The following is a 21,081-nucleotide window of genomic DNA, read 5'->3' on the forward strand; positions in this document are numbered from 1 at the left end:
GTTCGCGCGACTGGCACCAGCCCAGGAGGGTAGGGGTGGGAGCGGGCACTGTTCGGGGTGTTGAAGCAGGACCGCGGGGCGTGTCAGTGCAGCGGACTGGCCGTGTGGCGCCGGGTGCGGGTAGCGGGCGGAACGGCGGGGCTGGGTAAGCGTGGCCCGAGTATAGCTATCGGGTCACGGTCCATACCAGTACCTTGCTGGCACAATTGTCCTCTGTTTCGAGGATTTCCAGGCGATAGCGGCCGATCTTCAGGCAAACGGCGCTTTCCGGAATGCTTTCGAGGGCTTCGGTGACCAGCCCGTTGAGGGTTTTCGGGCCACCGTCACACGGCAGGTGCCAGCCCAGGGTACGGTTGATTTCACGCAGCGAGGCGTTGCCTTCGATGACGAAGGTGCCATCGGCCTGCGGGTGCACATGCGGGTTGTCCAGGCTCTGCTCGTCCTCGAACTCGCCGACGATCTCTTCAAGGATGTCTTCCAGGGTGACGATACCCAGCACCTCGCCATACTCGTCCACCACCACGCCTAGGCGCCGCTGCTGCTTGTGGAAGTTCAGCAGTTGCATCTGCAGCGGCGTACTTTCTGGCACGAAGTAGGGCTCGTAGCAGGCGCCCAGCAGTTGCTCCAGAGTCAGCTCGGCCTTTGGCAGCAAGTGGCTGATGAGCTTGGTGTTGAGGATCGCTTCGACCTGATTGATGTCGCTGTGATACACCGGCAGGCGAGTGTGCCGGCTGACGATCAGCTGCTCGATGATCTGTGTGATGGGGTCGTCGAGGTTGATGCCATCGACTTCGTTGCGTGGCACCAGGATGTCGTTGACGGTGATCTTGTCCAGCGACTGCAAGCCGTCCAGCAGGCCATGGCGCGGCGCCTCGTGCTCATCGTCTTCGTCGAAGACGTCGTCGTCCTGCGGATGCAAGGCCACTGCCGTGGGCTGCGCGCGGAACGGCCGCAGCATCAGCTTGGCGATGCCATCGAACAGGCAGGCCAAAGGTTGCAGCAGGGCCAGCGGAAACGGGCGCAGGCTCAGGCCAAGGCTGATAAAGGCCTGCGGGTTGCGCCGGGCCAGGCGCCGCGGCAGGAATTCGGCAAACACCAGCAGCGCTGCCACCGCGCCCAGGCCCGCGAGCCAGAAGCCGTGTTCGCCGCTCTGGCGTTGGCCGATCAGGCACGCCAGCCCCAGCACCAGCAGCTTGCCCAGGCTGGCGCACAGCACCAGGGCCTGGGCGGGTAGCGGCGGCGGGGCGTCATCGCCGTTGCGCAGTGAACCATTGAGCTGCAGGCGGGCGGCGTCGACGGCGGTGAACAGTGCCGACCACAGTAGCGCCAGTGCCAGAATGCCGAGTAGCGGTGCGTACGGCAGGGTGTCCATGGGCGGCCGTCAGATATGCAGGATGAATTCGCGGACCAGCTTGCTGCCGAAGTAGGCCAGCATCAGCAGGCAGAAACCCGCCAGGGTCCAGCGGATCGCCTTGTGCCCGCGCCAGCCCAGGCGGGTGCGGCCCCACAGCAGCACGCTGAACACCACCCAGGCCACACAGGCCAGCAGCGTCTTGTGCACCAGATGCTGGGCAAACAGGTTTTCGAGGAACAGCCAGCCGGAAATCAGCGACAGCGAGAGCAGGCACCAGCCCGCCCAGAGGAAGCCGAACAGCAGGCTTTCCATGGTTTGCAGCGGCGGGAAGTTGCGGATCAGGCCGGACGGGTGCTTGTTCTTCAGCTGGCGGTCCTGCAGCAGCAACAGCAGCGACTGGAACACCGCGATGGTGAACAGGCCATAGGCCAGGATCGACAGCAGGATGTGCGCGAGGATGCCCGGCTCTTCGTCGATCAGCGGCACGGTGCCGGGCGGGGCGAACTGGGCCAGCAGGGCGGTGACGGCGCCGAGCGGGAACAGCAGCACCAGCAGGTTTTCCACTGGGATACGCAGGCAGGCCAGCAGCGTCAGGGCGATGACCGCCACGGCGATCAGGCTGGCAGCACTGAAGAAGTCCAGGCTCAGCCCCAGCGGGGTGATCAGCTGGAAGAACAGTGCGCCACCCTGGGCGACCACGGCGAGGGCGCCGAGCAGGCCGAGCAGGCGTTTGTCGGCCTTGCGGCCCTGGGCCAGGTAGGTGCCCTGATAGATGGCCGCAGCTATATATAAGACGGCGGCGATCAGGTTGGGGATGAGGCTGGGTGAGGAAACCATAAGTCCTGGTTGCAGAGCCCTGAAAGAGACGGAGTTTGGCATAGATTCCGCTGGTCAAGGAAGACTGAAGGCTTGTGTCGGGGCATTCGCGGGCATGCCCGCTCCCACAGGTACAACACAGGCTCCCACTGTGGGAGCGGGCGCGCCCGCGAAGAGGCCGGAGCAGGCACCGACCATCTCCCAAGGTGTGCGCCGCCGCCGCACTTCGTTATAATCGCCGCCTTGCTGTGCCTCACGGGTGTGCATTTCCCCTCGGGCGCCTGACAAACCTCGGCTTTTACTGGGCCTGAAAGGATCACCATGTTCGAAAACCTGACCGACCGCCTGTCACAGACGCTGCGCCATGTCACCGGCAAGGCCAAGCTGACCGAAGACAACATCAAGGACACGTTGCGCGAAGTGCGCATGGCCCTGCTCGAGGCCGACGTTGCCCTGCCGGTGGTCAAGGATTTCGTCAACAGCGTCAAGGACCGTGCGGTCGGCACCGAGGTGTCGCGCAGCCTGACTCCGGGCCAGGCGTTCGTGAAGATCGTCCAGGCCGAGCTGGAAAGCCTGATGGGCGCGGCCAACGAAGACCTCGCGTTGAACGCCGCACCGCCAGCGGTGGTACTGATGGCCGGCCTGCAGGGTGCCGGTAAGACCACCACAGCCGGCAAGCTGGCGCGCTTTCTCAAGGAGCGCAAGAAGAAGAGCGTGATGGTGGTTTCCGCCGACGTCTATCGCCCGGCGGCGATCAAGCAGCTGGAAACCCTGGCCAGCGACATCGGCGTGACCTTCTTCCCGTCCGACATCAGCCAGAAGCCGGTGGCCATCGCCGAAGCTGCGATCCGCGAAGCCAAGCTAAAGTTCATCGACGTGGTCATTGTCGACACCGCCGGTCGCCTGCACATCGACGCCGACATGATGGACGAGATCAAGGCCCTGCATGCCGCAGTCAAGCCGATCGAGACCCTGTTCGTGGTCGACGCCATGACCGGTCAGGACGCTGCCAACACCGCCAAGGCGTTCGGCGAGGCCCTGCCGCTGACCGGTGTGGTGCTGACCAAGGTCGACGGTGATGCCCGTGGCGGTGCCGCGCTGTCGGTGCGCGCCATCACAGGCAAGCCGATCAAGTTCATCGGTATGGGCGAGAAGACCGAGGCCCTCGAGCCCTTCCACCCGGATCGTGTCGCTTCGCGCATCCTCGGCATGGGCGACGTGCTCAGCCTGATCGAGCAGGCCGAGCAGACCATCGACAAGGCCAAGGCCGACAAGCTGGCCAAGAAGCTGAAAAAGGGCAAGGGCTTTGACCTCGAAGACTTCCGCGACCAGTTGCAGCAGATGAAGAACATGGGTGGCCTGGGTGGCCTGATGGACAAGCTGCCGAGCATCGGCGGGGTCAACCTGTCGCAGATGGGCAACGCCCAGGGCGCGGCCGAGAAGCAGTTCAAGCAGATGGAAGCGATCATCAACTCGATGACCCCGGCCGAGCGTCGCGACCCAGACCTGATCAGCGGTTCGCGCAAGCGCCGCATCGCCCTTGGCTCTGGCACCCAGGTGCAGGACATCGGCCGGCTGATCAAACAGCACAAGCAGATGCAGAAGATGATGAAGAAGTTCTCCGCCAAGGGCGGCATGGCCAAGATGATGCGCGGCCTGGGCGGGATGCTGCCGGGTGGCGGCATGCCGAAGCTGTAACCCCTTATTTAGGGTGCCTGCCTTTAAAGAGGCGGGCACCCGGAACCCCCGCTTTGGCGGGGCAACGGCCTCGGATTCCGTGGCTTAACCGGCAAATCTGGGCGGTAGGGCAGGGCTCTGCCGAAAAAGGCATTTGCAAATGTCCGTGTATTCCCCGAGAATATGCGGCCTTTTGGGCACCCGTGTGCCTATTTGGCATTCAGATTTGCAGCACCGACTATAGGAACAATGTTCACATGGTAACCATTCGTCTTGCCCGTGGCGGCTCGAAAAAGCGCCCATTCTACCACCTGACCGTGACCAACTCGCGTAACGCCCGTGACGGCCGTTTCGTTGAGCGCGTAGGTTTCTTCAACCCGATCGCTGCTGGCGCCGAAGTCAAGCTGTCGGTCAACCAAGAGCGCGTCAACTACTGGCTGAGCCAGGGTGCACAGCCGTCTGAGCGCGTTGCTCAGCTGCTGAAGGACGCTGCCAAGGCTGCTGCCTGAGTAGTATGAACGCGACGCCAGAAAAGGCTGACGACCTCATCGTCGTTGGCAAGATTTTTTCGGTTCACGGCGTTCGCGGCGAGGTGAAGGTGTATTCCTTTACCGATCCGATTGAAAACCTGTTGGATTATCCGCGCTGGACGCTTCGGCACGAAGGCAAGGTAAAGCAGGTCGAGCTGGTCAGCGGTCGTGGCTCCCAAAAGGGCCTGGTCGTGAAGTTGAAAGGCCTCGATGATCGTGATGAAGCCCGTCTTCTGAGTGGTCACGAAATCTGCATTGCGCGGAGCCTTTTGCCCAACCTGGCTGCCGACGAGTACTACTGGTACCAGTTGGTGGGTCTGAAGGTCATCAACCAGGACGAACAGCTGTTCGGCAAGGTCGATCACCTGTTGGAGACCGGTGCGAACGATGTAATGGTGGTCAAACCCTGCGCAGGCAGCCTGGATGATCGCGAGCGTCTGTTGCCCTACACGGCGCAATGCGTGCTCGATATCGACCTGGAAGCGGGCGTGATGCGGGTTGAGTGGGACGCGGACTTCTAACCGATGGGTAACCTTCGCGTAGACGTCATCACGCTGTTCCCCGAGATGTTCTCGGCCATCACGGAGTACGGCATTACCAGCCGCGCGGTGAAACAGGGGTTGCTTCAGGTGACTTGCTGGAACCCGCGGGACTACACCACAGATCGCCACCATACCGTGGATGATCGGCCGTTTGGCGGTGGTCCGGGCATGGTGATGAAAATCAAGCCTCTGGAAGACGCCCTGGTTAGCGCCAGGCAAGCGACCGGAGCAGCGGCGAAGGTGATCTACCTTTCGCCACAAGGCCGCAAGCTGACTCAGCAGGCGGTCAAAGGCCTGGCCGAACAGGAATCGTTGATCCTGATCGCCGGTCGTTATGAAGGCATCGACGAGCGCTTTATCGAGGCTCATGTCGATGAGGAGTGGTCGATTGGTGACTATGTGCTTTCCGGTGGCGAGCTGCCGGCCATGGTACTGATCGATGCGGTTACACGGCTGCTGCCCGGAGCTTTAGGGCATGTGGACTCGGCGGAGGAAGACTCTTTCACCGACGGTCTGCTGGATTGCCCGCACTACACCCGACCTGAGGTGTATGCGGATCAGCGTGTTCCCGACGTGTTGCTAAGCGGCAACCATGCACATATCCGGCGATGGCGGATGAAGCAGTCCCTTGGTAGGACCTTCGAACGACGCGCCGATCTTCTGGAAAGTCGCTCGCTTTCTGGAGAAGAGAAGAAGCTGCTCGAGGAATATCTCCGCGAGCGGGACGATAGTTAAACGTATCGATGGTGGATCAAGTATCCATCTTAGGAGCACAGCATGACCAACAAGATCATCCAGCAGCTCGAAGCCGAGCAGATGAACAAGGAAATCCCGACCTTCGCACCAGGCGACACCATCGTCGTCCAGGTTAAAGTGAAGGAAGGTGATCGTTCCCGTCTGCAGGCGTTCGAAGGCGTTGTTATCGCCAAGCGTAACCGCGGTCTGAACAGCGCCTTCACCGTGCGCAAGATCTCCAGCGGCGTAGGCGTTGAGCGTACCTTCCAGACCTACAGCCCGCAGATCGACAGCCTGGCCGTGAAACGTCGTGGTGACGTGCGTAAAGCCAAGCTGTACTACCTGCGCGACCTGTCCGGCAAAGCCGCTCGCATCAAGGAAAAACTGTCCTGAGTACAGTTTGCCCGGTGGCCAAGGCCGCCTAGCGAGAAAAAAGCAGCCTTCGGGCTGCTTTTTTGCTTTCTGAAACCTGTAAACGTGATGGATATGAGCAGCCGAGACCAGGAAATCCAGCGCCGCACCGAGCTGTCGGTGACCCGCGTGACCAAAGCGGTGTTCCCCAACACCACCAACCACCACAACACACTGTTCGGCGGCACGGCGCTGGCCTGGATGGACGAAGTGTCGTTCATCGCCGCAACGCGTTTCTGCCGGCTGCCGCTGGTGACCGTGTCCACCGACCGCATCGACTTCAAGCACCCGATCCCGGCAGGTTCGATCGTCGAACTGGTGGGCACGGTGGTCAAGGTGGGCAATACCAGCTTGCAGGTGCAGGTCGATGTGTTCGTTGAGAACATGTACCTGGATGGCCGCGAGCGGGCGATCCACGGGGTGTTCAGCTTTGTCGCCATCGACGAGGACAAGCGCCCGGTGCCGGTCCTGCCCCAGGCCTGAGCTTTCCTGTACCGGCCCTTTCGCGGGCAAGCCCGCTCCCATGGGTACAGCGCAGTGTTCAAATTCTGTGGAGAACCCTGTGGGAGCGGGCTTGCCCGCGAAAGGGCCAGTACAGACAACCTATGAGCTGCTGTGAAACACTAGGCCCAACTTCAACACCCAGCAGCCCTGCATGCCCGCCCTAGACCACCCCCTGATCGACCAGTTCCTCGACGCCCTGTGGCTCGAAAAAGGTCTGTCCGACAACACCCGCACCTCCTACCGCAGCGACCTTGCCCTGTTCAACGGCTGGCTCCAGGCGCATTCGGTAGCGCTGCCCGACGCCGGCCGCGAACTGATTCTTGATCACTTGGCCTGGCGCCTGGACCAAGGTTACAAACCTCGCTCCACTGCGCGCTTTCTCTCCGGGCTGCGAGGCTTCTTCCGCTATTTGCTGCGGGAAAAGCTGGTCGCCGTCGACCCGACCCTGCAGGTCGACATGCCGCAACTTGGTCGGCCCTTGCCCAAATCACTGTCGGAAGCCGACGTCGAAGCCCTGCTGCAGGCCCCGGACCTGGGCGAAGCCATCGGTCAACGCGACCGCGCCATGCTCGAAGTCCTTTACGCCTGCGGCCTGCGCGTTAGCGAACTGGTCAGCCTGACCCTCGACCAGGTCAACCTGCGCCAGGGTGTGCTGCGGGTTATGGGCAAGGGCAGCAAGGAACGCCTGGTGCCAATGGGCGAGGAGGCGGTGGTCTGGCTGGAGCGCTACCTGCGTGATGGCCGCGCCGAACTGCTGAACGGCCGCCCCAGCGACGTACTGTTCCCCAGTCAGCGCGGCGAGCAGATGACTCGCCAGACTTTCTGGCACCGCATCAAGCACCAGGCGCGGGTGGCCTGCATCGACAAGCCGCTGTCGCCGCATACCCTGCGCCATGCTTTCGCCACCCACCTGCTCAACCACGGTGCCGACCTGCGTGTGGTGCAGATGCTGCTGGGCCACAGCGACCTCTCCACCACGCAAATCTATACCCATGTAGCCAAGGCGCGGCTGCAGCAGTTGCACGCCCAGCACCATCCGCGTGGATGAATGTTTTTCATGTTCCGCCGACCGGTCCTTGCAGGCCCCTTCATCCGCAGCGCGATGTGGTAGGCTTGGGCGGTTTGCATCAAGGGCCGCACGGTCGCCGCATTTTTTTTTGCAGGTGACGCCCTCCGGCCCCTGTCCGCCTCCAGGAGTTCCCCATGCGCGTGACCCATATTTTCGCCGCCGCCGTGTTGGCGCTGGCCAGTACCTTTGCCGTTGCCGCGGCTGACAGCAATGCCAGCGCCGAGCAGGCTATCCGCAAGTCGTTGCAGAACCTCGAACTCGAAGTACCGGTGGAAAGCGTCGGCAGCAGCCCGCTCAATGGCCTCTATGAAGTCAAGCTGCAGGGCGGCCGTGTGCTGTATGCCAGCGCCGACGGCCAGTACGTCATGCAGGGCTACCTGTACCAGTTGCAGGACGGCAAGCCGGTCAACCTGACCGAGAAAACCGAGCGTCAGGGCGTCGCCAAGCTCATCAACGGCATTCCGGCCGCCGAGACCGTTGTCTATCCTGCCAAGGGCGAGACCAAGTCGCACATCACCGTCTTCACCGACACCACCTGCCCGTATTGCCACAAGCTGCACGCCGAAGTGCCCGAGCTCAACCGCCGCGGTATCGAAGTGCGCTATGTCGCCTTCCCGCGCCAGGGCCTCGGCTCGCCTGGTGACGAGCAGCTGCAGGCAGTCTGGTGCTCCAGCGATCGCCGCGCGGCGATGGACAAGATGGTCGAAGGCAAGGAAATCAAGGCCGCCAAGTGCGCCAACCCGGTCAGCAAGCAGTTCCAGCTGGGCCAGCAGATCGGCGTCAACGGCACGCCGGCCATCGTGCTCGAGAACGGCCATGTGATCCCGGGCTACCAGCCCGCACCGCAGGTGGCCAAACTGGCCCTGGATGGCCAGCAGCAGGCCGCCAAGTAATCAATTCAATACGCCGTCGTCATGGGGTGACGGCATGTTTCACGGTCGGTGAAGGCGCCGGCCGTTCAATGGGGAGTTCACAGTGAAACCGGTCAAAGTAGGCATCTGTGGGTTGGGGACCGTCGGTGGCGGAACCTTCAATGTACTTCAGCGCAACGCCGAGGAGATTGCCCGCCGTGCCGGGCGCGGTATTGAAGTGGCACAGATTGCCATGCGCTCGCAGAACCCGAACTGCCAGATTACCGGTACCCCCATTACCGCTGATGTGTTCGACGTTGCGAGCAACCCGGAGATCGACATTGTCATCGAGCTGATCGGTGGCTACACCGTGGCGCGTGACCTGGTGCTCAAGGCCATCGAGAATGGCAAGCACGTGGTGACCGCCAACAAGGCGCTGATCGCCGTGCACGGTAACGAGATCTTTGCCAAGGCGCGCGAGAAGGGGGTTATCGTTGCCTTCGAAGCCGCAGTGGCCGGTGGTATCCCGGTGATCAAGGCGATCCGCGAAGGTCTGTCGGCCAACCGCATCAACTGGCTGGCCGGCATCATCAACGGCACCGGCAACTTCATCCTCACCGAAATGCGTGAAAAAGGCCGCGCCTTCCCCGACGTGCTGGCCGAAGCCCAGGCGCTGGGCTATGCCGAAGCCGACCCGACCTTCGACGTCGAAGGCATCGATGCCGCGCACAAGCTGACCATCCTGGCGTCCATCGCCTTTGGCATCCCGCTGCAGTTCGACAAGGCCTACACCGAAGGCATCACCCAGCTGACCACCGCTGACGTGAATTACGCCGAAGCGCTGGGCTACCGCATCAAGCACCTGGGCGTGGCCCGTCGCACCGCCGAAGGCATCGAGCTGCGCGTGCACCCGACGCTGATCCCGGCCGACCGCCTGATCGCCAACGTCAACGGCGTGATGAACGCGGTCATGGTCAACGGCGACGCCGCCGGTTCGACCCTGTACTACGGCGCTGGCGCCGGCATGGAGCCAACAGCGTCGTCGGTGGTAGGTGACCTGGTCGACGTGGTCCGTGCCATGACCTCCGACCCGGAAAACCGCGTGCCGCACCTGGCCTTCCAGCCAGACTCGTTGTCGGCCCATCCGATCCTGCCGATCGAAGCCTGCGAAAGCGCCTACTACCTGCGCATCCAGGCCAAGGACCATCCGGGCGTGCTGGCCCAGGTGGCGAGCATCCTCTCGGAGCGCGGCATCAACATCGAGTCGATCATGCAGAAGGAAGCCGAGGAGCAGGACGGCCTGGTGCCGATGATCCTGCTGACCCACGGTGTGGTCGAGCAGCGCATCAACGACGCCATCGTCGCGCTGGAAGCCCTGCAGGACGTGGTCGGCAAGGTTGTACGCATTCGCGTCGAACAGTTGAATTAATCTGCCAATCGGGCCGCTCGGGCGGCCCTAGCATCGAAGGTTTGCACCCATGCGCTATATCAGTACCCGCGGCCAGGCTCCGGCCCTGAATTTCGAAGACGTGCTGCTGGCTGGCCTGGCCAGCGACGGCGGCCTTTACGTCCCTGAGAACCTGCCTCGCTTCACCCAGGAAGAAATCGCCTCCTGGGCCGGCCTGCCGTATCACGAGCTGGCCTTCCGGGTGATGCGCCCGTTCGTCGAAGGCAGCATCGCCGACGCCGACTTCAAGAAGATCCTCGAAGAAACCTACGGCGAGTTCGCCCACGCTGCGGTCGCCCCGCTGCGTCAACTGAACAGCAACGAGTGGGTCCTGGAGCTGTTCCATGGTCCGACCCTGGCCTTCAAGGACTTCGCCCTGCAACTGCTCGGTCGCCTGCTCGACCACGTGCTGGCCAAGCGCAACGAGCGTGTGGTGATCATCGGCGCCACCAGCGGTGACACCGGTTCGGCCGCCATCGAAGGCTGCCGCAGCTGCGAAAATGTCGACATCTTCATCCTGCACCCGCACCAGCGTGTGTCGGAAGTGCAGCGTCGGCAGATGACCACCCTGTTCGGCGACAACGTCCACAACATCGCCATCGAAGGCAACTTCGACGACTGCCAGGAAATGGTCAAGGCCAGCTTCGCCGACCAGTCGTTCCTCAAGGGCACCCGCCTGGTCGCGGTCAACTCGATCAACTGGGCGCGGATCATGGCCCAGATCGTCTATTACTTCCATGCGGCCCTGCAGCTGGGCGGCCCGGCCCGTTCGGTGGCATTCTCGGTGCCGACCGGCAACTTCGGCGATATCTTCGCCGGTTATCTGGCGCGCAACATGGGCCTGCCGGTCAGCCAGCTGATCGTCGCCACCAACCGCAACGACATCCTGCACCGCTTCATGAGCGGCAACCAGTACGTCAAGGAAACCCTGCACGCGACCTTGTCGCCGTCGATGGACATCATGGTGTCGTCCAACTTCGAGCGCCTGCTGTTCGACCTGCACGGTCGCAACGGCGCCGCGCTGGCCGAGCTGATGGCGACCTTCAAGCAGGGCGGCGGCTTCAGCGTCGAGCAGGACCGCTGGACCGAGGCACGCAAGCTGTTCGATTCGCTGGCAGTCAGCGACGAGCAGACCTGCGAGACCATCGCCGAGGTGTTTGCCGCCACGGGTGAGGTGCTCGACCCGCACACCGCGATCGGTGTCAAGGCCGCCCGCGAGTGCCGCCGCAGCCTGGACACGCCGATGGTGGTGCTGGGCACCGCCCACCCGGTCAAGTTCCCTGAGGCGGTGGAGAAGGCCGGTGTTGGCAAGGCGCTGGAGTTGCCGGCGCACCTGAGCGACCTGTTCAGCCGTGAAGAGCGCTGCACCGTCCTGGCCAATGATCTGAAGGCTGTTCAAGCCTTTGTCAGCCAGCATGGTAATCGCGGCAAGCCTTTGTAATCGCACGGTTTTCGGGGCTGCAATGCAGCCCCGGATTTCAAAAACTTCCTACCCCTTTTGCAGAATTGTCCTATGTAAGGCTTTAAAAGCCTTGCCTAGAGTGGCCGGTCCTTCCCTAGGAGCGGCACATGCGACAGCCCTTCGTGTTGATTCACCCGGCACGCCCATCCCACAAGATCCTCCTGCACCAGGCCTGCAACGCCATGGGCCTGTTCAATGTGCGCGTCACCCACGACCTGGCCGACCTCGACAGTTGCCTGGCCCGTCCACCGCGCGCTGACCTGCTGATTCTCGAGCATGCGGTGACCGATGGCCTGGCCTTGCTCGAACGGGCCTGTCGCACTCGCGCCGTGCTGTTTGTCGGGCATGCCAACGCGGGTTCCCCGAACCTCGCCCATGAAGCCCGACGCCAGGGCCTGTGGGTCCTTGCCGACCTCCCTTGGCCGCTGCCAGTCCGGCGCTGGCAACGAGCCCTGCAACGTATTCAAACTGTCACGTCGCCCGCGCATCCTCACTGAAACAGCCGGGGGCAACGAACTTTTCGCCACGCGTGCTGGTCAGTTCCTTCATGTCCCATTACATGCGAGTGATCCGGATGGAAAGAATCTGCAGACTGCTCAACGACGCACTAACGCCGTACCAGGCCATGCTGGGTGTCACGGATGCCAACGGCAACCGTCAATTGACCGTGTACGACAGCCTCGGCGGCACGGCCTTGCGGCGCACCGTCAGCCAACGCCAACTGCAGGAGCAAAGCCTGCTGATTGATCTGGTAGACGGCTTGCACCGCGACTTGCAGATTGTCGAGGGGCGCTTGCAGCCTTGTGTGATCGCGGCCTTGCAACAGCGCCAGCAGCCACAGGGAACCTTTGCCTGAAGGGGTTATCCTAAACATCAAGGGCAGCCGGCCAGTGCACAGCTCCGGCACTGGCGGGTTGTCGTGGAGAGTCCATCAGGACTTTCGATTGGCCCCGGGCGTCCACCCCAGCGTCCGGGGTTTCTTTTTGCCTGTTTTTCAGTGGCTTTCGAAAAAGTGCTTGCTCTCTTCCAGATAGGCTGCGCGCAGCTCCGGGTCGAGCCAGTGTGCGTACAGGGCGGGCAGGGTATTCATGCGCAGGGCCGGTAGCAACTGGTCGATGTGGCTTATGGCGGTGCGCCCCAGTGGCGTGTCCGAGCAGCCTACATGCAGAACCTGATAGCGGGTCACACCCTGGATCGGATGGAACTGATAGTCCGCCGGCGAGCCGCCTTGTTGCTGAATCAGGTAGCGCAACTCAGGCCAGTAGCCCAGCACCAGTTGCAGGCGCCCGAGCTGTTGCATCTGCAACAGGTTGGCGGTGGCATCGTTGCCGTAGTGGCGGCTGAACGCCGAGTCGGGCAGCTGTCGCAGGATTTCGTCGACCTGGCTGCTGTAGCTGCGCTCGGCGACGATGCCCAGCTTCAGCGAGGTATTGCCGAGCAAGCCCTTGAGGTCGACCTGCTGGCCATCAAGGTAGGGTGCCAGCAGCGACTGCCCACTCTTGCGCACCACCACGCCGCTACTCAGCACGCCAAGCATCGGTTGCGAGAACTGCACGAACTTCGCCCGCTCTGCAGTCCACAGCAGCGTCGGGTCGCAGGTGAAGCTGGACGGGTCCTGGAGCATCTGGAGCCCACGCGCACGGTTTACCCGGATGATGCTGTGCTCGTATTCGGGCATCTGCTCGATCAGCAGCGGCAGCATCTGGTCGATAACCCCCTGGCCTTTCTCCGTGCCTTCGAACACGGTGAAGGGCGGCAGGTCGCGCACCAGCCACAGCAGGCGTTCCTTGGCGTGTGCCGGCGTTACCAGCAGGGCAAGCAGCAGCGCGCAAAACAGGGCTGGCGAACGCATCGGCAGCCGCTTCAGACCGTGCCCGCCTGGCGCAGACTGGCGATCGCCGCCTGGTCGTAGCCCAGGCCAGCCAGCACGCTATCGGTGTGTTCACCCAACGTCGGACCTACCCATTCGGCAGAGCCCGGGGTATCCGAAAGCTTGGGCACGATACCCGGCATCTTGAACGGCTTTCCGTCTGGCAGGCGCGCCTGCAGGAACATCTCGCGGGCCAGGTACTGCGGGTCGCTGAACATGTCCTCGGCCGAGTAGATACGGCTGGCCGGCACTTGCGCGTCGTTGAGCACCTGCATCAGCTGGTCCAGCGGCAGGCTGTTGGCCCAGCGGTCGATCACCCCGTACAGCTCGTCGCGCCGGGCATCGCGGCCGTCGTTGCTGGCCAGGCTCGGGTCGTCGGCCAGGTCGGCACGGCCTATGGCCTGCATGAAGCGCTTGAAGATGGCGTCACCGTTGGCGCCGATCTGCACATGCTTGCCGTCGGCGCTGGTGTGGATGGAAGAGGGCGTGATGCCGGGCATGATGTTGCCGGTACGCTCGCGGATGAAGCCGAACACGTCGAACTCCGGCACCATGCTTTCCATCATGGCGAAGATCGCTTCGTACAGGGCCACGTCCACCACCTGGCCCTGGCCGCCATTGACTTCGCGATGACGCAGCGCCATCAGTGCGCCAATCACGCCCCACAGCGCAGCGATCGAATCACCGATGGAAATCCCGGTGCGCACGGGCGGGCGGTCGTCGAAGCCGGTGATGTAGCGCAACCCGCCCATCGATTCACCGACCGCACCGAAGCCCGGCTGATCCTTCATCGGCCCGGTCTGGCCGAAGCCGGACAGGCGCACCATGACCAGGCGCGGGTTGAGGGCGTGCAGCACGTCCCAGCCCAGGCCAAGTTTCTCCAGCACGCCTGGGCGGAAATTCTCGATCAGGATGTCGGCCTCGCCGAGCAGGCGCTTGAGCACCTCCCGGCCTTCGGGGTGCTTGAGGTTGAGCGTCAGCGACTGTTTGTTGCGCGCCTGCACGAACCACCACAGTGATGTGCCCTCGTACAGCTTGCGCCACTTGCGCAGCGGGTCGCCGCCGTCCGGCGACTCTACCTTGATCACTTCAGCGCCGAATTCGGCGCAGATCCGCGAGGCGAACGGCCCGGCGATCAGGGTGCCGAGTTCGATGACTTTCAAGCCGGCGAGGGGTTTGCTGGGCGTAGACATTAGGCATCCGTGGCAACTGGTCAGAGCCGTGGTTTTAGCATAGGTCCGAAGCGGCCGATACTGCCCCGGCGCAAGCGCAGGCAGGATCGGTTAGACTAGCGGCCTTTTCTTTACGCACGAAGCCCATTCGACCATGGCCCAGCCGTCCACCACCTACAAATTCGAACTGAATCTGACCGACCTCGATCGCGGCGTATATGAAAACGTCCGCCAGACCATTGCCCGTCACCCTTCGGAAACCGAAGAGCGCATGGCCGTGCGCCTGCTGGCCTATGCGCTGTGGTACAACGAGAACCTGTCGTTCGGCCGTGGCCTGTCCGATGTCGATGAAGCGGCGCTGTGGGAAAAGAGCCTGGATGACCGCATCCTGCACTGGATCGAAGTCGGCCAGCCGGATGCCGACCGCCTGACCTGGTGCTCACGCCGTACCGAACGCACCAGCCTGCTGGCCTACGGCAGCCTGCGGGTGTGGGAAGGCAAGGTGGTGGGGGCAGTCAAGGGCCTGAAGAACCTGAGCATTGCCGCCGTGCCGCAGGAAGTGCTGGAAGTCCTGGCCACCGACATGCCGCGCACCATCAAATGGGATGTGATGATCAGCGAAGGCACGGTGTTCGTCACCGATGACCGTGGCCAGCACGAAGTGCAACTGCAATGGCTGCTCGGTGAGCGTGGCTGAACCGACTGACACCTGACTGCCGAAGACACCATGCGTATCGAACCCCGCCCGCTGCCCCCGACCCTGCCATTGCTGGGTAATCTGCCACCCCTGCTGACTCGCCTGTACGCCGCCCGTGGCGTGCAGTCCGAGGCCGAACTGGACAAGAGCCTGGCGCGGCTGGTGCCGTATCAGCAGCTCAAGGGCATCGAGGCCGCGGTGGACCTGCTTGTCGAAGCCCTCGACCAGCGCCAGCGTATCCTCATCGTTGGTGACTTCGACGCCGACGGCGCCACTGCCAGCACCGTCGGCGTGCTTGGCCTGCGTCTGCTGGGCGCGGCCCACGTCGACTACCTGGTGCCCAACCGTTTCGAATACGGCTACGGCCTGACCCCGGAGATCGTCAAGGTCGCGCTCGAGCGTCAGCCGGACCTGCTGGTGACCGTCGACAACGGTATCTCCAGCGTCGAGGGTGTTGCGGCTGCCAAGGCGGCCGGGCTCAAGGTGCTGGTCACCGACCACCACCTGCCGGGCCAGCAGTTGCCGAACGCCGATGCCATCGTCAACCCGAACCAGCCTGGCTGCGACTTCCCGAGCAAGTCGCTGGCCGGCGTCGGGGTGATCTTCTACGTGCTCATGGCCTTGCGCGCCCGGTTGCGCAGTATGGGGCGTTACGAAACGCAGCCGCAGCCGAACATCGGCGAGCTGCTCGACCTGGTCGCCCTGGGCAGTGTGGCCGACGTAGTGCCGCTGGATGCCAACAACCGCATCCTCGTCCACCAGGGCCTGGAGCGCATTCGCGCCGGCCGCGCGCGGCCTGGCCTGAAGGCCATCCTGGAGGTGGCACGACGCGACCACCGGCGCATCACTTCCACCGACCTTGGCTTTATCCTCGGCCCACGGCTCAATGCTGCCGGGCGCCTGGACGACATGAGCCTGGGCATCGAATGCCTGCTGTGCGAAGACGCAGCCCTGGCCCAGGACATGGCCCAGCAGCTGGATGACCTGAACCAGGACCGCAAGTCGATCGAGCAGGGCATGCAGCGCGAGGCCTTGGCCCAGCTCAAGGATTTGCCGGTCGAGTCCATGCCTTATGGCTTGTGCCTGTTCGATGCCGATTGGCACCAAGGCGTGATCGGGATTCTCGCCTCGCGCCTGAAAGAGCGTTACCACCGGCCGACCATCGCCTTCGCCGATGCTGGCGACGGCATGCTCAAGGGCTCGGCGCGTTCGGTGCCGGGCTTCCACATTCGCGACGCGCTGGATGCGGTGGCAGCGCGTCATCCGCAGTTGATCAGCAAGTTCGGCGGGCATGCCATGGCGGCGGGGTTGTCCCTGCCGGAAAGCAACTTCCCGGCGTTTGCCGAAGCCTTCGATGAAGAAGTCCGGCGCCAGTTGCGTGAAGAGGACCTGACCGGTCGTCTGCTCTCGGACGGCAGCCTGGCGGTGGAGGAATTCCACCTCGACCTGGCCAAGGCCCTGCGCAATGCCGGGCCTTGGGGGCAGCACTTCCCCGAGCCGCTGTTCCATGGGGTGTTCCAGTTGGTGGAGCAGCGTGTGGTCGGTGAGCGGCACTTGAAGGTGGTGCTCAAGAGCGAGTGCGGATCGGTGCGGCTGGATGGCATTGCCTTTGGTATTGACCGCGATGTGTGGCCGAACCCGACGGTGCGTTGGGTGGAGCTGGCGTACAAGCTGGATGTGAACGAGTTTCGTGGGAATGAGAGTGTGCAGTTGATGATTGCGCATATGGAGCCGCGCTGAGTCTATCGCCAGGTGCCTGCCTTGGTTTTTGCGGTGGGGCACATATCGAGCGCCGCCCGCGCGGCGCTCGATCTCATAGGCGCCGCAACCCTTTCGGCGTACACCTAGCCGCCCTGACACGTTAGTTAACGTGCCATCCCTAACTCGGCATCATCCATCAGTGCTTTGGCCATGGCACTCAGGTAATGGGATGCCCAGATCATCATCGGTTTTTCATCCATCAGGCCGATGATGGTCAGCTCTCTTACATAGCCCATCAACTCCGAGGCCTGCTCACGGGCATCCCGGCAGGGAATGCCTGGCTCGATGCGGAACAGGGGATGGGTCTGGTGTTCGCCTTGGAAGAAGGTGGTTTTGCCGACAGTGAATTGGGTGTCGTCTGTGCTCATCGATTCCTCTCCTGAAATTTCTTGATTGCCTGTCATGGCCTCTTCGCGGGCGCGCCCGCTCCCACAGGTACTGCACAAGTCTCGATGCCTGTGATCAACTGTGGGAGCGGGCATGCCCGCGAAGAGGCCAGCAAACCCAACTTCAATGCAGGCCGGTACTCCGCTCCAGAGCCAGCGACAGCGCATCCGCCTGGCCCCAGGCAATCTGCATCGCACGCAGTCCGTTCACCAACGATTCCCGGGTGCGGTCATCTTCAATGGCGTCGAGGGTTCGGTGGCAATGGTTATAGGCAAGCATCAGTAGTGGGTGACGTTCATCACCACGTGGTCGATGGGCACGATGCCCTCGCTGATGGCATGGGTGAGGGGCTCGCCGGAGGGAAGGTCGAAATGACGGGGTGGATCGGGGACTATTTTTTTCATATGAACCGACTCGTAGGGTTACCGATTGGCCAACCTCTCCGATTCCACACGAAGGGTGGCAGTTGTACGCGGTGTGGAATCCAGGCTACGAGTAAACCCGGTAGGCTTTGCGGCCTCCCGCGCACAACTGCCATGACGGCAGCAACTCAGTAATTGACCAGGATTCCACCCCCGGACGCTAAACATCAGCGACCCGAAAAAGCCTAAAGGGCGGTGTTTCCAGGGACAATCAGACGCGAGTCGACAGGGCTTGTAGGATATTTTCCTTAATCAGGCACCGCTAGTTCATATGTGTAGGAAGTATCTGATGCATGCGTCGGACCAGTAAGCAATCCCGGTGAACCTTCTCCCCCATCAATCTGGTCTAGTCTGATTAATGACCGGTACCGGGCCAGGGATGTGCACTTGAGTGTCCGGGCCGGATCACCATTGGAGTCCTTGGGAGGTGCCCTCATGAGCCTGCTGCTCGAGCCTTACACCCTGCGTCAGCTGACGCTGCCCAACCGCATCGCGGTTTCGCCGATGTGCCAGTATTCCGCCATCGATGGCCTGGCCAACGATTGGCATCTCGTTCACTTGGGCAGCCGCGCCGTGGGTGGCGCTGGCCTGGTCATCAGCGAAGCCGTCGCGGTGACTGCCGATGGCCGCATCACAGCCGAAGACCTCGGCCTTTGGAACGACGCCCAGATCGTCCCGTTGCAGCGCATCACCCGTTTCATCACCGCTCAGGGCGCCGTCCCCGGCATCCAGCTGGCACACGCCGGGCGCAAGGCCAGCACCTATCGGCCCTGGCTGGGCAAGCAGGGCAGTGTGAAGCTCGAAGACGGCGGCTGGCAGCCCGTGGGGCCGTCGAAGATTGCCTTTGACCCGCAACACACACCGCCTCGCGAGTTGAGCAAGGACGAGATCCAGGATGTGATCAATGCCTTCGTCGCCTCGACCGAGCGGGCGCTCAAGGCCGGTTTCAAAGTGGTCGAAATCCACGCCGCCCATGGTTATCTGCTGCACCAGTTCCTCTCGCCGCTGAGCAACCAGCGCCGCGATGACTACGGCAGTTGTTTCGAAAACCGCATTCGCCTGACCCTGGAGGTGGTGAAAGCGGTGCGCGAGGTCTGGCCGGCGGAATTGCCGCTGTTCGTGCGGGTATCGGCGACCGACTGGGTAGAGGACGGCTGGAACCCGGATGAAACCGTCGAACTGGCTCGTCGCCTGCGAGTGTTGGGTGTCGACCTGATCGATGTGTCCTCCGGTGGTACCTCGGTCAACGCCGAAATCCCCACTGGCCCCGGTTACCAAACCCGTTTCGCCGAGCGCGTGCGCAAGGAAGCGGAGATCGCCACCGGCACTGTCGGCATGATCACCGAACCGGCTCAGGCCGAGCACATTCTGCGCACCGGGCAGGCTGACGTGATCTTCCTGGCCCGTGAGCTGCTGCGCGATCCTTACTGGCCGTTGCATGCCGATGATGATCTGGGGGGTAATAAAGCCACCTGGCCGGCGCAGTACCAACGGGCGACCAGCCGCGCCAACCCGATTCACGAGTCCGATTTGCGGGATTGATTAAGGCCGCCGACTCAGTGCGGTTCCTGTGGGAGATTACCCAGCTCTGCAGGCTGCGCTGTCGCACAGGAAACTAATGTCCGCCAGGGCGCGCCGCGATTCCTGTGGGAGCGGCTTTAGCCGCGAAGCAGGCAACGCGGTGGCTGGCACCGGCTTTGCCGGTGTTCGCGGCTAAAGCCGCTCCCACAGTGGTCGCGTTGATTTCGGAGGTTGTGTTTTACCTCCGACCCTCTTTGCTGTATTTCACTACTGCCTTGTGTCCCAGATATTCCATGCCTTCTGGCTTCCAGATCGTAGGTTTTCGATGATCACAAGATAACGAAAGCAAGAGATGGGCTTGACGCAATGTAGGAAAGCTCCTGGATTGAGGTCCCGCCTCAATCCAGGCATTACGTTCAATGCTTGATCATCACATGCCGCACACAGGTGTAATCCTCCAGCCCATACATCGACATGTCCTTGCCATACCCCGAATGCTTCTGTCCCCCATGGGGCATTTCACTGACCAGCATGAAGTGGGTGTTGACCCAGGTGCAGCCATACTGCAAGCGCGCCGCCAGGCGGTGGGCGCGGCCGGTGTCGCCGGTCCACACCGATGATGCCAGGCCGTAATCGGAGTCGTTGGCCCATTCCAGCGCCTGCTCTTCGGTGCTGAAGCGGGTCACCGAGACCACCGGGCCAAACACCTCGTTGCGCACGATCTCGTCATCCTGCAAGGCGTCGGCCAGTACGGTCGGTTCGAAGAAGAAGCCATCCCCCGCAATCACCTTGCCGCCCGTCACCAGGCGGATATGCGGCTGGGCGATGGCACGCTGGACCAGGCCGGCCACCTTGTCGCGGTGCTGGGCGCTGATCAGCGGGCCGAGTTCGGTGTCCTCGGCATCCTGCAGGCCGGCCTTGAGGCTGGAAACGGCCTTGCCCAGGCGCTCGACGAAGCGCTCGTAGATACCCGCCTGCACATACAGGCGGCAGGCCGCCGTGCAGTCCTGGCCGGCGTTGTAGAAGCCGAACGTGCGGATGCCATCGATGGCTGCGTCGATATCGGCATCATCGAACACCAGCACCGGCGCCTTGCCGCCCAATTCCATATGCATGCGTTTCACACTGCTGGCAGTGGCGCCAATGATATGCGCGCCGGTGGGAATGGAGCCGGTCAGCGAGACCATGCGCACCTTGGGGTGGGTGACCAGCGGGTTGCCGACCGTCTGCCCACGGCCGAACAGGATGTTGAGCACACCGGGCGGCAACAGGTCCTTGGCCAGTTCGCCCAGGCGCAGGGCGGTCAGCGGGGTCAGCTCGGAGGGTTTGATGACTACCGTATTACCCGCTGCCAAGGCCGGGGCGACCTTCCACGCCAGCATCATCAACGGGTAGTTCCACGGCGCAATCGAAGCCACCACGCCCAGCGGGTCGCGGCGGATCATCGAGGTATGGCCCGGCAGGTATTCACCCGCCGCCGAACCGCCGAGGCAGCGTGCGGCGCCGGCAAAATAGCGGAATACGTCGGCGATGGCCGGGATTTCATCATTCAGGGCCGCGGCAAACGGCTTGCCGCAGTTCTGCGACTCGAGTCGGGCCAGTTCATCGCCATGGGCTTCGAGGGTGTCGGCCAGCGCCAGCAGCACCAGCGAGCGCTCCTTGGGGCTGGTCTGAGACCAGCTGTCGAAAGCCTGGTCGGCGGCGCGCACGGCGGTATCGACCTGGGCCTCGGTGGCTTCGTTGATTTGCGCCAGGGCGCTGCCTTCGGCTGGATTGAGTACAGTCCAGGCAGGGCCTTCGCCGGCGACCAGCTTACCGTTGATCAGCATTCGGGTTTGCATGAGGGACTCCTT

The 21,081-nt window shown here is 62.9% G+C and carries 21 protein-coding genes and 1 pseudogene; 15 read left to right on the forward strand and 7 right to left on the reverse strand.

Annotation, left to right across the window (positions count from 1 at the left end; all coding sequences use genetic code 11):
• Nucleotides 1-166 precede the first annotated feature (166 nt).
• Together CQW31_RS21290 and CQW31_RS21295 are read right to left on the reverse strand one after the other, a co-directional pair.
• The gene (locus tag CQW31_RS21290) at nucleotides 167-1,372 is read right to left on the reverse strand and encodes a transporter associated domain-containing protein (RefSeq protein WP_054887028.1); all 1,206 of its coding nucleotides are present in this window, start codon (nucleotides 1,370-1,372) and stop codon (nucleotides 167-169) included.
• Nucleotides 1,373-1,381: 9 nt separating this feature from the next.
• Nucleotides 1,382-2,191, reverse strand: coding sequence for an inner membrane protein YpjD (locus CQW31_RS21295; RefSeq protein WP_099815330.1), 810 nt, complete (start codon nucleotides 2,189-2,191; stop codon nucleotides 1,382-1,384).
• Between the two features lie 300 nt (nucleotides 2,192-2,491).
• Between CQW31_RS21295 and ffh the strand changes: the two genes are divergently transcribed.
• From ffh to CQW31_RS21355, 12 genes are all read left to right on the forward strand, one after another.
• Complete coding sequence (gene ffh, locus CQW31_RS21300) at nucleotides 2,492-3,868, forward strand: signal recognition particle protein (RefSeq protein WP_054887026.1); 1,377 nt, start codon at nucleotides 2,492-2,494, stop codon at nucleotides 3,866-3,868.
• A 236-nt stretch (nucleotides 3,869-4,104) separates the two neighbouring features.
• On the forward strand, nucleotides 4,105-4,356 hold the full coding sequence (gene rpsP, locus CQW31_RS21305) for a 30S ribosomal protein S16 (RefSeq protein WP_003259424.1): 252 nt from the start codon (nucleotides 4,105-4,107) through the stop codon (nucleotides 4,354-4,356).
• A gap of 5 nt (nucleotides 4,357-4,361) precedes the next feature.
• Entirely contained in the window at nucleotides 4,362-4,898 is a 537-nt protein-coding gene (gene rimM / locus CQW31_RS21310; RefSeq protein WP_054887025.1) for a ribosome maturation factor RimM, read from the forward strand.
• Nucleotides 4,899-4,901: 3 nt separating this feature from the next.
• Complete coding sequence (gene trmD / locus CQW31_RS21315; protein WP_003252146.1) at nucleotides 4,902-5,654, forward strand: tRNA (guanosine(37)-N1)-methyltransferase TrmD; 753 nt, start codon at nucleotides 4,902-4,904, stop codon at nucleotides 5,652-5,654.
• Nucleotides 5,655-5,696: 42 nt separating this feature from the next.
• Nucleotides 5,697-6,047, forward strand: coding sequence for a 50S ribosomal protein L19 (gene rplS, locus CQW31_RS21320; RefSeq protein ID WP_054887024.1), 351 nt, complete (start codon nucleotides 5,697-5,699; stop codon nucleotides 6,045-6,047).
• A gap of 93 nt (nucleotides 6,048-6,140) precedes the next feature.
• A complete protein-coding gene (locus CQW31_RS21325; RefSeq protein WP_054887023.1) occupies nucleotides 6,141-6,548 on the forward strand; it encodes an acyl-CoA thioesterase in 408 nt (135 codons plus the stop codon).
• A gap of 172 nt (nucleotides 6,549-6,720) precedes the next feature.
• The gene (gene xerD, locus CQW31_RS21330; RefSeq protein ID WP_054887022.1) at nucleotides 6,721-7,617 is read left to right on the forward strand and encodes a site-specific tyrosine recombinase XerD; all 897 of its coding nucleotides are present in this window, start codon (nucleotides 6,721-6,723) and stop codon (nucleotides 7,615-7,617) included.
• Nucleotides 7,618-7,772: 155 nt separating this feature from the next.
• Nucleotides 7,773-8,531 carry a thioredoxin fold domain-containing protein gene (locus tag CQW31_RS21335; RefSeq protein WP_054887021.1) on the forward strand — a complete coding sequence of 253 codons (759 nt, stop codon included), beginning with the start codon at nucleotides 7,773-7,775 and terminating at the stop codon, nucleotides 8,529-8,531.
• Nucleotides 8,532-8,613: 82 nt separating this feature from the next.
• Nucleotides 8,614-9,918 carry a homoserine dehydrogenase gene (locus CQW31_RS21340; protein ID WP_099815331.1) on the forward strand — a complete coding sequence of 435 codons (1,305 nt, stop codon included), beginning with the start codon at nucleotides 8,614-8,616 and terminating at the stop codon, nucleotides 9,916-9,918.
• Nucleotides 9,919-9,967: 49 nt separating this feature from the next.
• A complete protein-coding gene (gene thrC / locus CQW31_RS21345; protein WP_027920098.1) occupies nucleotides 9,968-11,377 on the forward strand; it encodes a threonine synthase in 1,410 nt (469 codons plus the stop codon).
• A gap of 128 nt (nucleotides 11,378-11,505) precedes the next feature.
• Nucleotides 11,506-11,895, forward strand: a complete 390-nt coding sequence (locus CQW31_RS21350) for a histidine kinase (RefSeq protein WP_099815332.1) — start codon at nucleotides 11,506-11,508, stop codon at nucleotides 11,893-11,895.
• Nucleotides 11,896-11,972: 77 nt separating this feature from the next.
• Nucleotides 11,973-12,254, forward strand: coding sequence for a DUF3509 domain-containing protein (locus CQW31_RS21355; RefSeq protein WP_054887017.1), 282 nt, complete (start codon nucleotides 11,973-11,975; stop codon nucleotides 12,252-12,254).
• 138 nt (nucleotides 12,255-12,392) lie between these two features.
• On the opposite strand, the gene CQW31_RS21360 is transcribed toward CQW31_RS21355, so the two are convergent.
• Nucleotides 12,393-13,250, reverse strand: a complete 858-nt coding sequence (locus CQW31_RS21360; protein ID WP_099815333.1) for a TIGR02285 family protein — start codon at nucleotides 13,248-13,250, stop codon at nucleotides 12,393-12,395.
• Nucleotides 13,251-13,261: 11 nt separating this feature from the next.
• On the reverse strand, nucleotides 13,262-14,461 hold the full coding sequence (locus tag CQW31_RS21365) for a CaiB/BaiF CoA-transferase family protein (RefSeq protein ID WP_054887015.1): 1,200 nt from the start codon (nucleotides 14,459-14,461) through the stop codon (nucleotides 13,262-13,264).
• Between the two features lie 133 nt (nucleotides 14,462-14,594).
• Here CQW31_RS21365 and CQW31_RS21370 point away from each other — a divergent pair, with 133 nt between their 5' ends.
• Both CQW31_RS21370 and recJ read left to right on the forward strand, forming a co-directional pair.
• Nucleotides 14,595-15,137: a YaeQ family protein gene (locus CQW31_RS21370; protein ID WP_054887014.1), complete on the forward strand. Its 543-nt coding sequence runs from the start codon at nucleotides 14,595-14,597 to the stop codon at nucleotides 15,135-15,137.
• Between the two features lie 30 nt (nucleotides 15,138-15,167).
• On the forward strand, nucleotides 15,168-16,877 hold the full coding sequence (gene recJ, locus CQW31_RS21375; protein ID WP_099815334.1) for a single-stranded-DNA-specific exonuclease RecJ: 1,710 nt from the start codon (nucleotides 15,168-15,170) through the stop codon (nucleotides 16,875-16,877).
• Nucleotides 16,878-17,002: 125 nt separating this feature from the next.
• Here recJ and CQW31_RS21380 read toward each other — a convergent pair whose 3' ends face one another.
• Nucleotides 17,003-17,266: a DUF3077 domain-containing protein gene (locus CQW31_RS21380; protein WP_054887012.1), complete on the reverse strand. Its 264-nt coding sequence runs from the start codon at nucleotides 17,264-17,266 to the stop codon at nucleotides 17,003-17,005.
• 142 nt (nucleotides 17,267-17,408) lie between these two features.
• A pseudogene (locus tag CQW31_RS21385) lies at nucleotides 17,409-17,689 on the reverse strand (hypothetical protein).
• Nucleotides 17,690-18,142: 453 nt separating this feature from the next.
• On the opposite strand from CQW31_RS21385, the gene CQW31_RS21390 reads away from it, so the two are divergent.
• Nucleotides 18,143-19,249 (forward strand): NADH:flavin oxidoreductase/NADH oxidase, encoded by a 1,107-nt coding sequence (locus CQW31_RS21390; protein WP_054887010.1) that lies wholly within the window; start codon nucleotides 18,143-18,145, stop codon nucleotides 19,247-19,249.
• 395 nt (nucleotides 19,250-19,644) lie between these two features.
• Here the strand turns inward: CQW31_RS21390 and CQW31_RS21400 are convergent, their stop codons facing one another.
• A complete protein-coding gene (locus CQW31_RS21400; protein ID WP_099815336.1) occupies nucleotides 19,645-21,069 on the reverse strand; it encodes a gamma-aminobutyraldehyde dehydrogenase in 1,425 nt (474 codons plus the stop codon).
• Between the last annotated feature and the right edge of the window lie 12 nt (nucleotides 21,070-21,081).

This window comes from Pseudomonas sp. 382, assembly GCF_002759075.1.
Taxonomy (GTDB): Bacteria; Pseudomonadota; Gammaproteobacteria; order Pseudomonadales; family Pseudomonadaceae; genus Aquipseudomonas; species Aquipseudomonas vlassakiae.

Bases quoted from the DNA above. Each gene is read 5' to 3' on its own strand.
- CQW31_RS21390 (WP_054887010.1), top strand. From the start codon at position 18,143: ATGAGCCTGCTGCTCGAGCCTTACACCCTGCGTCAGCTGACGCTGCCC.
- CQW31_RS21355 (WP_054887017.1), top strand. From the start codon at position 11,973: ATGGAAAGAATCTGCAGACTGCTCAACGACGCACTAACGCCGTACCAG.
- CQW31_RS21290 (WP_054887028.1), bottom strand. From the start codon at position 1,372: ATGGACACCCTGCCGTACGCACCGCTACTCGGCATTCTGGCACTGGCG.
- rimM (WP_054887025.1), top strand. From the start codon at position 4,362: ATGAACGCGACGCCAGAAAAGGCTGACGACCTCATCGTCGTTGGCAAG.
- CQW31_RS21400 (WP_099815336.1), bottom strand. From the start codon at position 21,069: ATGCAAACCCGAATGCTGATCAACGGTAAGCTGGTCGCCGGCGAAGGC.
- CQW31_RS21365 (WP_054887015.1), bottom strand. From the start codon at position 14,461: ATGTCTACGCCCAGCAAACCCCTCGCCGGCTTGAAAGTCATCGAACTC.
- thrC (WP_027920098.1), top strand. From the start codon at position 9,968: ATGCGCTATATCAGTACCCGCGGCCAGGCTCCGGCCCTGAATTTCGAA.
- CQW31_RS21360 (WP_099815333.1), bottom strand. From the start codon at position 13,250: ATGCGTTCGCCAGCCCTGTTTTGCGCGCTGCTGCTTGCCCTGCTGGTA.
- CQW31_RS21380 (WP_054887012.1), bottom strand. From the start codon at position 17,266: ATGAGCACAGACGACACCCAATTCACTGTCGGCAAAACCACCTTCTTC.
- ffh (WP_054887026.1), top strand. From the start codon at position 2,492: ATGTTCGAAAACCTGACCGACCGCCTGTCACAGACGCTGCGCCATGTC.
- rpsP (WP_003259424.1), top strand. From the start codon at position 4,105: ATGGTAACCATTCGTCTTGCCCGTGGCGGCTCGAAAAAGCGCCCATTC.
- CQW31_RS21370 (WP_054887014.1), top strand. From the start codon at position 14,595: ATGGCCCAGCCGTCCACCACCTACAAATTCGAACTGAATCTGACCGAC.
- recJ (WP_099815334.1), top strand. From the start codon at position 15,168: ATGCGTATCGAACCCCGCCCGCTGCCCCCGACCCTGCCATTGCTGGGT.
- CQW31_RS21295 (WP_099815330.1), bottom strand. From the start codon at position 2,191: ATGGTTTCCTCACCCAGCCTCATCCCCAACCTGATCGCCGCCGTCTTA.
- CQW31_RS21350 (WP_099815332.1), top strand. From the start codon at position 11,506: ATGCGACAGCCCTTCGTGTTGATTCACCCGGCACGCCCATCCCACAAG.
- CQW31_RS21325 (WP_054887023.1), top strand. From the start codon at position 6,141: ATGAGCAGCCGAGACCAGGAAATCCAGCGCCGCACCGAGCTGTCGGTG.
- CQW31_RS21335 (WP_054887021.1), top strand. From the start codon at position 7,773: ATGCGCGTGACCCATATTTTCGCCGCCGCCGTGTTGGCGCTGGCCAGT.
- xerD (WP_054887022.1), top strand. From the start codon at position 6,721: ATGCCCGCCCTAGACCACCCCCTGATCGACCAGTTCCTCGACGCCCTG.
- trmD (WP_003252146.1), top strand. From the start codon at position 4,902: ATGGGTAACCTTCGCGTAGACGTCATCACGCTGTTCCCCGAGATGTTC.
- rplS (WP_054887024.1), top strand. From the start codon at position 5,697: ATGACCAACAAGATCATCCAGCAGCTCGAAGCCGAGCAGATGAACAAG.